Source organism: Streptomyces sp. B5E4 (assembly GCF_039871555.1).
Classification (GTDB): Bacteria; Actinomycetota; Actinomycetes; order Streptomycetales; family Streptomycetaceae; genus Streptomyces.
Window position 1 is genome coordinate 51,054 of the sequence record NZ_JBDPMI010000024.1, and the last position, 11,991, is coordinate 63,044.

Genomic DNA, 11,991 nt, shown 5'->3' on the forward strand with positions numbered 1-11,991 from the left:
GAAGTACACATGCCTGAAGGGGCAATTGGTGTGATGCAAGTCACGAGTGGCACGGGTGAATTACCGGGTTTGCCCGTTAAGAAGGTCTAGTCCACCCGTGCTCATCCCGTTAGGTTAGCGCGACGTTACGTTCCGTTGTCTCAGGGGTGGGGCTCTGTGGTGATGCGTGAGCAATGGCGGCGATATCGGGCTTGGTTGACGGCGGGGTTGGGCACTGCGCTGCTTCTGGGCACGGCACCCGTCGTGGAGGCGGGTGCCGCTCCGGGCAGCACGCGCGCGCCCTCGGCAGCGTCGGATGCCAAGGCGGGTGCGGCGGCCGAGGACACTGAGGTTGCGGACACCGAGGAACAGGCGGCGGCGCGGGCGGAACGTACCGGTGAGCCGGTGGAGATCGCCTCGCTGCGCGGCGAGTCCAGTGACGTGTTCGCCACCCCCGACGGGAACTTGGAGGCGCGCGAGTACCTCCGGCCCGTACGGACTCGCGTGGGCGGTGAGTGGAAGGCGATCGACACCCGGCTCGCCCCGGCTGAGGACGGCATGGTGGCGCCGGGAGCGACCACCGTGGGTATGGAGTTCTCCGGCGGCGGTACGGCGCCGCTGGTGCGCATGTCCAAGGCCGGGCGGGAGTTGTCGCTGTCGTGGCCGGGTGAGCTGCCGCAGCCGAGGCTGGAGGATGACGCGGCCGTCTACCCGGAGGTGTTGCCGGGAGTCGACTTGCGCATGGGAGTGCAGGCTGACGGCTTCACCCAACTGCTGGTCGTCAAGTCCGCGGAGGCCGCGCAGAATCCGGAGCTGGCGCAACTCCGGCTGCATCTGGACTCGACGGGGATGTCCGTGCGCGAGACGGCGGCCGGTGGCCTCGAAGCGGTCGACGCCGGTGCCGGGGGCGCGGTGTTCGAGGCACCGCAGCCGGTCATGTGGGACTCCAGCGGCGGGACCACCCCCGGCGCCCACGGTGCGGCCGGCAGCGATCCTGCGGCGGATGAGCCGGCGGCGGGGGAGACAGGCAAGCTGGCGCCGGTCGACGTCCAGGTCGCCCATGCGCCTGACCAGTTGGTGCTTACGCCGGATGCTCAGGTGCTGAAGGGTGCGGACACGGTCTATCCGGTGTTCATCGATCCGCAGTGGTATTCGCCGCGGGCGTCGGCGTGGACCTTCGCCTCGAAGTACTGGGCGTCGTCGCCGCAGTGGAAGTTCAACGGCGAGGACAACGCCGGGATGGGCTACTGCGGCTGGGACTACTGCGCGCCGCATGACACCAAGCGGGTCTTTTACCGCATCCCGACGTCCCGGTTCGCGGGCAAGTCGATCCTGTCGGCGGAGTTCGTCGTACGGAACATCTGGTCAGCGTCCTGCTCCGAGCGGAGTGTGGAGCTGTGGAGGACGAAGGACATCAGCTCGTCCACCACGTGGAACAGCCAGGACGCGGGTTCCGGGTTCTGGCTCGACAAGCTGGACACGAGATCCTTCGCCTACGGCTACGACGGCTGTGCCGCGAAGGACGCGGAGTTCGGCATCAAGGCCGCGGTGCAGCAGGCGGCCAACAACAAGTGGTCGACAATGACGTTCGGGCTGCGTGCGGCCAGCGAGGACGACAAGTACGCGTGGAAGCGGTTCTCGGACAAGGCTTTCTTGCGGGTGAAGTACAACCGTCCGCCGCCGCAGATCAAGATGGCGCAGCTCACCATGGAGTACGGCGGGGTGTGCAAGCGGCCCGGTGAGAAGGCCCGTATCCGCTCGTTGGGCAAGATCCAGGCCCATGACGTCCGAGACCCGGACGGCGACAACGTCGCGGTGCAGTTCCAGGCCAAATGGGACGGCGGTAGCTGGAAGCCACCGAAGACCACGTCCAAGAGCTCCGGCTCCACCTTCCCGATGGCATTGCCGAATTCGGGCCCCGACGCCATCCCGAAGAACAAGGACGTGAACTGGTATGCCCGCGCCTACGACGGGGCGCAGTGGTCGCCGTGGTCGTACGCGGGCGATACGAAGACCGCCTGCTACTTCGTCTGGGACACGAACGAGCCCGCGGCGCCAACCATCAGCTCAGGTGAGTATCCGGAATCCGATCCATCGAACCCCGATGATCCGTGGCTCGACGGAGTGGGCCAGTACGGGACGTTCACCCTCGACTCGCCCGCCGCGGATGCGACCCGTTATCTGTACGGCATCAACGGCGACCCCATGCCCGGCAACCAGATCTCCACCTCCGGCGGCGCCGCCAGAGACGTGAAGATCCTCCCGACGAGGCCGGGGCTGAACTTCATCACAGCCCAGTCCTTCGACACGGCCGGGAACAACAGCGAGATCCGCACCTACCAGTTCCGCGTCAAGGCCGGCCAGCCGGACCGCGCGACCTGGCAACTCGACGAGCCGGCCGGCGCCACCGAGGCCGAAGGCTCCACGCCGGCGCGGACCCTTGCCCTCAAGGGCGGGGCGGCCACCGGCGCTGCCGGGGCCGACGGCACGGCGCTCGGGCTCAACGGCACCGACGCCTACGCGGCCACCGATCTGTCAGCGGTCAACAACACCGGTGGCTTCACGGTCTCGGCCTGGGTGAAGCTGGACGCCAAACCCACGACCGGCGCGGCCGTCGTCGCTTCCCAACCGGGTAGCGAGCGGATGGGTTTCGCGCTGCACTACGCGGCCGCCCATGACCGCTGGATCTTCAACGGCTTCTCCGCCGACACCCCCGACGCCACCGTCTCCCGGGCCATGGCACCGAACCCCGGCGGCGTCCAGACCGGCACCTGGACCCACCTCGTCGGCTCGTACGACTCCGTCGAGGACAAGCTGCAGTTGTTCGTCGACGGCACCCTCGTCGGCGAGGCACCTTTCGTCAGTACCTGGAACGCGCGCCGCGGGCTGCAACTCGGCGCCGGTTCGGCGGCCGGGTTGGCCAGGGACTTCTTCCCCGGCACTATCGACAAGGTCCAGATCTTCGACAAGCGCATCGCGCAGGACGAGGTCGACAAGCTCTACGCCAAGCAGACCATCGGCGACCCCGGCCGCCCCGCCATCGCCGTCTTCGAACTCGACGAGCCCGCCGGCGCGACCGAGGTCTCCGGCCGCGGCGGCGTGCTCCCCGCGCGGTACCACGGCGGCGTGACCACCGGCGTGCCCGGCGTGGCGGGCAAGGCGACAAAGTTCAACGGCACCGACGGCTACGCCCGTATCGGACAGACCTCCGGACCGCACATCAACAGCGAACGATCCTTCGCCGTCTCCGCCTGGGCGAAGCTCGACGCCAAACCCGACCGCCAGGCGACCGTCGTCGCCCAGGCAGGGGAGTTCGCGCTGGGCTTCGAGCTCTACTACTCCGCCGCCTACGACCGCTGGGTCTTCAACCAATACGCCTCCGACACTCCCGGCGCGCCGATCGTCCGGGCCATGGCCGACCAGCCAGGAGATGCCTACGCGGGCACGTGGGCGCACCTGGTCGGCGTGCACGACACCACAGCCAACACCCTCACCCTGTACATCAACGGCAAGAAAGCCGGCTCCACCACCCTCGTGGACGCCTTCTACGCCGCCGGTTCCATGTACGTCGGCGCCGTCTCCGTCAACAACACCCTCAAGAGCCACTTCCCCGGCACCATCGACGACGTCCGCCTCTTCGACCGACCCATCTCCCCGGCCGAGGTCCAGCAGCTCTACAAACAGCGCGCCTTCGTCAAGGGCCGGTGGCTGTTCGAGGAGATGTCGGACAGCGCCCCGGCCACCACCCCGGACGCCAGCGGGGAAGGCAGGCCCATGACCCTGGAGGGCGGATCGAAACTGGGCCCGGGCTGGATCGACTTCTCCGGCCTGCAACTCGACGGCGTCGACGACCACGCTGCCGCGAGCATGCCGGTCGACACCTCAGGCAGTTTCACCCTCACAGGCTGGGCCCAGGCCGCGGCCACGCCCGACGGCGCGGTGACGGTAGCCAGCGCCGAAGGCAGCGCAACCAACGCCTTCTCCGTCCGGTATCTACCGGACGCGGCGGATCCGAACGCACCGGGAAGATGGCAGGTCGTCCTCCCGTCATCCGATGCCGCGGACGCGCCGGTGGTACGCGCGGACAACGCGAACTTCTACGACGTACGCGAGTGGAACCACCTGACACTGGTCTACGACGGCTTCGCCCGCGAGCTGAAGCTGTACGTCAACGGCGTGCTGGAAGAGACCGCCTGCGCCGACAGCGATGGCGACGGTGAGCCTGACCAGGCCGGGTGCAAGGACCTGGTGCCGTGGGCGGAACACGCGCAGTCGTTCAAGGCCACCGGGGAACTGCAGATCGGCCGCGCGAAGACAGCCGGCGGCTTCGATGAGTACTTCCCCGGCACGATCGACGACGTCTGGGCCTTCCAGGGCCCGCTGAGCGAAGACCAGGTCGCCTGGCTCGCCTCCCAGTGGTTCGACGTACCCACCCAGGTACCACCGGGCGGCTGACGCACCGCCGAGTTCCGCCAGCCAGTCTTCGATCTTCTCTTCTGGTACCTGCTGCCTTGGACAGCGGGCGCCGCGCCCGGGAGGGGCAAGCATGAGCATGATCAGATCGCGTGGGCACATCGGCGCCGGGCTGCGCCGGAAGGTGGCTCTCGGTGCGGCGGCGGTGATGAGCGCTACGCTGCTGCAGGCCGCGGCGCTACCGGCGGCCACCGCCGACAGCGGCGTACTGCCCCAAGCGCCCTCGCCCGGCGAGGTGGTTCCCGGCACGGTGGGCAAAGTCAAGCCCCGCCCTCAGAGCGACGGCCCCCGCACACCCTCACGAGCCCCCGAGGCGGCATGGCCCGAACCTGGTAGCACGACCGTCGAGATACCGGCCGCGGGCGCCCGCAAGGCGGATTCGGCCGGCAGGCCGCCCGTCCGGCTGCTCGCAGCCAAGGCCGATGTGAAGGATGGCAAGCGGATCGCGACCGGCCGAGCCGAGATCCGAACCTTGACACGCACGACTGCGGAGAAGACCGGCGCCAGCGGGCCCGTTTTCAGTCTCACCGGCAAGGACGGTACGCAGGGCCGCGCGGGCGTCGAACTGGACTACAGCAGCTTCGCGGAGGCATATGGCGGCGGCCACGCTTCCCGGCTCACGCTGGTCCAGTTGCCCGCCTGTGCTCTGACCACCCCGGCGAAGTCCGCCTGCCGCACGGCCATGCCCGTCGCGACGACCAACGACACCGAGAACCAGACTCTGACCGGCAACGCGGTCGCCCTCCGTGCTGGCGAGCCGACAGTCCTGGCTGTCACTACCGCGGCGGAAGGCGACCAGGGTGACTTCAAGGCCACCCAGTTGTCTCCCTCTGCCACCTGGAACACCAACCTGAACACAGGCGACTTCACCTGGGAGTACGACATCCCTGTTCCGGAGGTGCCGGGCGAGCTGACTCCGAAGGTCGGCCTGTCGTACTCCTCCGGTGGCGTCGACGGGCGCACGGGCGGCACCAACAACCAGTCCTCGTGGGTCGGCGACGGATTCGAGATGTGGCCCGGGTTCATCGAGCGCCGGTACAAGCCGTGCGCGGACGACGGGGTCGAGCACCCCGACGGCAACAAGCCGGCCGACCTGTGCTGGGGCTACGACAACGCGTTCATCTCCTTCAACGGCCAAGCCGGTGAACTCGTCCCGGCCGGCGCCGACGAGTGGAAGCTGAAGAAGGACGACGGCACCCGCATCAAGCGCCTCGCCTCAGCAGACCGCGGCAACGGGGACAACGACGGCGAGTACTGGCGGCTGACCGACCCCAACGGCATCCGCTACTACTTCGGCTACAACCGCCTGCCCGGCTGGGCCAGCGGCAAGGAGACCACGGGCTCGGCCTGGAAGGTCCCGGTGTTCGGCGACGACTCCGGCGAGCCGTGCCACGACGCCGCCGGCTTCGGCTCGTCCTGGTGCCAGCAGGCCTGGCGCTGGAACCTCGACTACGTCGTCGACCCGCACGGCAACGCCATCTCCTACTACTACCACCAGGAGGAGAACTCCTACGGCCGCAACCTGAAGGCGGACAACAACACCCGCTACACCCGCGGCGGCAGCCTGGACCGTATCGAGTACGGGCTGAAGCACTCCTCCGTGTACGACACGAAGCCCCTGGCCAAGGTCGACTTCAGCAGCGGCGAGCGGTGCCTGCCGAACGCGCAGACGACCTGCGACTCGATCGGCACCGACTCCGCCTACTGGTACGACACGCCCTGGGACCTGAACTGCGGCGAAACGGCCACCTGCGACCAGGGCAGACTTGCGCCCAGCTTCTGGACCCGCAAGCGCCTGACCGAAGTGACCACCGAGGTCCTCAAGAGCGACGGGACCTACGGCCCGGTCGACTCCTGGAAGCTGGAACACCGCTGGGGCCAGGCCGACATCGACTACCAACTCCTGCTCGACTCGATCCAGCACACCGGCCACACCGCCACCCCGGCGATCACCCTGCCGAAGACCACCTTCACCTACACCCAACTGGCCAACCGCCTGGACAAGACCGGCGACGGCTACGCGCCCTTCATCAAGGCCCGGCTGTCCACCATCGCCGACGAGTACGGCGGCGAGACCATCGCCAACTACTCCGAACCGGCCTGTGACTGGAACGCCCTGCCCACCCCGCAGACCAACACCACCCGCTGCTTCCCCCAGTACATCGGCGGCAGCGCCGCCGCCGACCCGGAACGGCAGTGGTTCAACAAGTACGTCACCACGTCCGTGACCGCCTCCGACCGCACGGGCAGCGCCCTCGACTCCGTCACCCGCTACGAGTATCTGGGCGGGGCGGCCTGGCACTACGACGATGACGACGGGCTGACGAAGGAGAAGTTCAAGACCTGGTCGCAATGGCGAGGCTACGGCCAGGTGCGCGTCAAGACCGGCGGGCAGGGCGGTGACGCTGCGATGAAGTCGCAGTCCGACACCTACTTCCTGCGCGGAATGCACGGCGACCGAGAGAGCCCCTCCGGCGGCACCAAGAACGTGTCCGTCAGCCTCGGCACCGGGGAGGGCGACCCGCTCACCGACCATGAGTCGGCCGCCGGCTTCGCGTACAAGACGGTCGAGTTCTCCGGCCCCGGCGGCAAGGTACTCAACAAGGCCGTCAGCCGGCCCTGGCACCACCAGACGGCCAAGAAGGAACGCAACTGGGGAACGGTCACCGCCAACTTCACCGGCGCCGCGCAGCGCAAGACCTTCACCTCCCTGGACAACGGCGCCGGCACCGACTGGCGCACCACCCAGGTCAGCAACACCTACGACACCATCGCCGGGCGCGTCACCCACGTCGACGACTTCGGCGACACCTCCACCGCGGTCGACAACCGCTGCACCCGCACCACGTACGCGACCAACGAGGACGACAACATCCTCACCCTGCCCGCCCGGGTCGAGACGGTCGCCAAGGGATGCGACGGGACGGTGGACCGCACCAAGGACGTGATCTCCGATACCCGCACCGCCTACGACGGCGACGCCATCACCGCCGCCCCCGGCAAGCCGACGAAGGGCGACGCCACCGCCACCGCCGTACTGAAGTCCCACACCGCCTCCGAGGCGGTGTACCTGGAATCCGGGGCAACCTACGACGCCTACGGCCGCGAGACCAGCAGCACCGACCTGACCGCGAACCTGGTGTTCGATGCGGCCGGTAAGTTCGTCTCACGGACGCAGCGGGACGACGGCCGCACCGACAAGACCCAGTACAAGCCGGCCACCGGCCTCGTCACCCAGGTCGTCACGACAAGCCCGCCGGCCAAGGCCGGAGACGCCACCACCGCGCAGACCACCACGACGGACGTGGCCACGTTGCGCGGCCTGCCGCTCAGGGAAACCGACACCAACGGAAAAGCCACCGAGTTCGCCTACGACGCACTCGGCCGCTCCACCAAAGTCTGGCTGCCCGACCGCAACACCAGCCAACTGCCCACCCACGAGTTCGACTACCAGGTTACCGAGGGCAAACCGGTCGCCGTATCCACCAAGACGCTCACCGAGGGCGGCGGCGGACAGCTCACTTCCTACTTGCTCTACGACGGCTTCCTGCGCGAGCGCCAGACCCAGACCCCTGGGCCCGATGGGGGGCGGCTGGTCAATGACGTGTTCTACGACGAGCGCGGCCTGAGGGAGAAGATCTTCTCCCAGTACTACACCACCGGCGCCCCGGCCGCGGCCCTGTTCAAGCCTGCCGACGCGGAGAGCGTAGAGACCCAGACCTGGTTCGGCTACGACGGTCTCGGCCGCGTCATCAAAGAGGAGCAGGTCTCCGGCAACGGCGAAGGCAACCCCCACCGGATCCTCGCCACCACGACCACCAGCTACCACGGCGACCGCACCACCGTCATCCCGCCGCAAGGCGGCACCGCCACCACCACACTGACCGACGCCCACGGCCAGACCACCGAACTGCGCCAGCACCACGCCCGCGCGGCCGAGGCCGCCTACGACACCACCCGCTACGCCTACACCCCCCGCGGCGAGCTGGCCAAGTTCACCGACCCCGCAGGCAACGAATGGTCCTACCGCTACGACCAGCTCGGCCGGCAGATCACGGCGAACGACCCCGACAAGGGCACCACCACCTCCACGTACGACGACCGCGGCCAGCTCACCACGACCACCGACGCCCGCGGGGTGAAGCTCGCCCATGTCTACGACGGCCTGGGCCGCAAGACCGAGCTGCGTAACGACTCACCGACGGGGACCCTCCGGTCCCAGTGGGTCTACGACACCATCGCCGGCGCCAAGGGCCAGCTCGCCGCCTCCACCCGGTACGAAGACGGAGCCGCCTACACCTACCGGGTCACTGCCTACGACCAGCTCTACCGGCCGTTCCGAACAGCCGTCACCATCCCCGCCAAGGAAGGAGCGCTGGCCGGCACCTACCAGGCCGGCACCTCGTACAAGGCCAACGGCCTGGTCGCCGGGGAAACCTACTCGGCGGCCGGATCACTGCCCGGCGGCGGCATCACCTTCGCCTACGACGACATCCTGCGGCCCACCAAGGCGTACGGAGCCTGGGGCAGCTCGTCCGTCCTCGAGTACCGCAACACCGGCCAGCCGCTGCAGTACGACCTGGCCGCCGGCGATGGCAGCCGGCGCGCGAGGATCACCAACACCTACGAGTGGGGCACCCAGCGCCTGAAGAACTCCCGCGTGGACCGGGAGAACGTCCCCGGTGTCGAGAAGTACGCCACCTACGCCTACGACGAGACCGGCAACATCACCTCGGTCTCGGACGTCAACCGCACCGGCACAGACAACCAGTGCTTCACCTACGACTACCTGCGCCGCATGACCGAAGCCTGGACCGAAGCCGACGAGAGCTGCGAGACAGCACCGTCCCAAGGCGTAGTGGGCGGCCCGGCGGCGTACTGGCAGTCCTTCACCTACGACAAGGCCGGCAACCGCACCACCCACACCGACCACACCGCGCCCGGCGGCGCGGCCCAGGACACCAAGTACACCTACAGCTACCCCGCCCCCGGCCAGCCGCAGCCCCACGCTCTCACCGACGTGACGAGAACCGGCCCGACGGGCACGAGCACCGACAGCTACACCTACGACGAAGCCGGCAACACGAAAACCCGCACCCTGGCAGGCAGCACCCAGAACCTGACCTGGGACGCAGAGGGCCACCTGGCTTCGGTCTCCGAACCGGACGGCGCCGGCGGCACGAAGAGCACCTCATACCTCTACGACGCAGACGGCAACCGCCTCATCGGCCGCACCTCCAGCGAGACCACCCTCTACCTCGGCCACACCGAGGTCACCCTCCCCAAGGGCGCCACGAAGGCCCAGGCCACCCGCTACTACGACCTCGGCGACGGCCACCAGGCCGTCCAGGAAGACGACGGCAGCCTCTGGTTCACCATCGCCGACCACCACGCCACCGGCCAACTCGCCATCAACGCCGCCAACACGGACCTCCAGCGCCGCCGCGAACTGCCCTTCGGCAGCCCCCGCGGCCAGGAACCGGCCGACTGGCCCGGCAGCAAGGGCTTCGTCGGCGGCACCACCGACACCACCACTGGCCTGACCCACCTCGGCGCACGCGAATACGACCCGACAACCGGAAGATTCATCTCTGTCGACCCACTGATGGATCTCACCGACCCCCAACAGTGGCAGGGATACGCCTACGCCAACAACAACCCGATCACCCACGCCGACCCCACCGGCCTCTTCTGGAAAGGCATCATCGACCTCATCCAGGAGACGGTAGGACGGGTCGTCCAGCACAAGAACTACAACCGCAGCGTCTCCAGCGGCGGCGGCAGCGGAGGCGGCGGAGGCGGTGCGACCGCAACCCAGGCAACCTTCACAACCGCCCCGTCAGGCGGGTGTGTGGGCATGCACGTGCTCACCTGCATTCCCAAAGTGACCCCATTCTGGGAAGACGGCGCGCCAGTACGCGAAGCGGTTGAGGACCTCCTGCTGCCGGACGTGGGAGCTGCAACAGACTGCGTTACCGCGCCTGGGCCGACCAAGGTCTGTGGGTCCATGCTCCTGGATGTCCCGTTTCTCAAAGGCCTCAAGGTCGTGGGAAAGCTGGCCAAGAATGCGGGTGAGCTGGCCCGAGACGCCAAGAAGGCAAGAAAATCTGACGAAGCGGATCCCAAAGCAGGTTCCAAGTCTCCTTCATGTGAAAGCAACAGCTTCACTGCCGACACGCCGGTTCTGATGGCCGACGGCACCACGAAACCCATCGAAGACGTGAAGGTCGGCGACAAGGTACTCGCCACCGACCCCGAAACCGGCAAAACCAGCATAGAAACCGTCACCGCAGAGATCGTCGGCACCGGATCCAAGAACCTGGTCGAGATCACCATCGACCTCGACGGCAAACCCGGTAAGAAGACCGCCACCGTCACCGCCACCGACGGCCACCCCTTCTGGGTCCCCGAACTCGACGAATGGATCGACGCCGCCAACCTCCAGCCCGGCCAGTGGCTCCAGACCAGCACCGGCACCCACATCCAGATCACAGCCCTCAAACGCTGGACCACCCAGACCACCGTCTACAACCTGACCATCAGCGACAAGCACACGTACTATGTGCTCGCGGACCAGACTCCAGTCCTGGTTCACAACTCGAACAGACTTTGCGGAGCCGCAGCCCTGGAGAACGGGGACTGGAAGCACATTGTGGACCGTCACAGGCCAGGTGGTTCGCTCGTAGACGACGAGTCGGGCATTCTAATTGGTAAGGAGAAGAAGGTTCGTCAGAGGATTATTGATACCATCAATCGCAGTACCCCGAGGCCAAACACGCCGGACCCGGTCACTGGTGAGCCGCGGCCCGGTCAGATATACGATTGGGACTTCGGTACCCCGATCGGTAAGGCTGGTCCGGAAAACGGGGGCGGAGATTTGAATAGAATCCGTGTGATCGTGAATGACGGCAAAGTTGTGACCGCCTTCCCGTTCTAGGCGAGTGCCCTTTCCTGTAAGGAGGAGTCATGATTCGTATTTCCTTCTCTCTCCCCGAGCCAGATTCTCCCTGGCGCAAGACCTGGGAGGGGGCGAAGCAGGCCGAGCCGGCGGATCTTTCGGAGATTGACCTTCGCTACAAGTACTTCGGCGTTAATGTCGAGATGGTCGTATCTGGCGTGGAGGTAATCTCGAAGAGAAGGTTTGTGACTCTCGTAGATCTGGCCCTTTCACTCTCTCATGCGGCGAGGCGTATATCCTCGGGAGGAGACGCGGCATTCGGTTTCACAGAGAGCGAAGAGGTTATTGATTTGCGGCGTGATGGTGATCTTATTGCTGTGACCTCATCGAAAAGGCCCTGGCAGGTAGCCGTCGAGCGTGAAGAGCTTGTGAGTGCTTTTTCCAACTTCCTCCACGAGGCGCATTCGAGCTTGATTTCAGAGATCCCTGAGTTGGTTTCAAATCCTGTGATTCGAAAAGTATTTCCGGAGTAACTCGGGTCGTTCTGGTGTCCAGAGTCGCAGCTTTGCCGGCGGCTAAGTTGCAGCCGAGGGGAAGTCGTAGTGATGGACGTGTCTCTCTCTAGCCTCGATCTTTCTTGA

General features: G+C 66.9%; 3 protein-coding genes. All 3 read left to right on the forward strand.

From position 1 onward, the window contains the following. The first annotated feature begins 162 nt into the window (after positions 1–162). The 3 genes from ABGA99_RS26255 to ABGA99_RS26265 all read left to right on the forward strand — a co-directional run bounded on the left by ABGA99_RS26255 (position 163) and on the right by ABGA99_RS26265 (position 11,883). Positions 163–4,434, forward strand: coding sequence for a LamG-like jellyroll fold domain-containing protein (locus tag ABGA99_RS26255; RefSeq protein WP_347583585.1), 4,272 nt, complete (start codon positions 163–165; stop codon positions 4,432–4,434). Positions 4,435–4,600: 166 nt separating this feature from the next. Continuing rightward, entirely contained in the window at positions 4,601–11,389 is a 6,789-nt protein-coding gene (locus ABGA99_RS26260; RefSeq protein WP_347583586.1) for a polymorphic toxin-type HINT domain-containing protein, read from the forward strand. A 29-nt stretch (positions 11,390–11,418) separates the two neighbouring features. Beyond that, a complete protein-coding gene (locus tag ABGA99_RS26265) occupies positions 11,419–11,883 on the forward strand; it encodes a hypothetical protein (RefSeq protein ID WP_347583553.1) in 465 nt (154 codons plus the stop codon). Positions 11,884–11,991: the final 108 nt, after the last annotated feature.

What these genes read in the sequence shown, in the direction of transcription:
- ABGA99_RS26255 (WP_347583585.1), top strand. Translation starts at nt 163, where the DNA reads ATGCGTGAGCAATGGCGGCGATATCGGGCTTGGTTGACGGCGGGGTTG.
- ABGA99_RS26260 (WP_347583586.1), top strand. Translation starts at nt 4,601, where the DNA reads ATGAGCGCTACGCTGCTGCAGGCCGCGGCGCTACCGGCGGCCACCGCC.
- ABGA99_RS26265 (WP_347583553.1), top strand. Translation starts at nt 11,419, where the DNA reads ATGATTCGTATTTCCTTCTCTCTCCCCGAGCCAGATTCTCCCTGGCGC.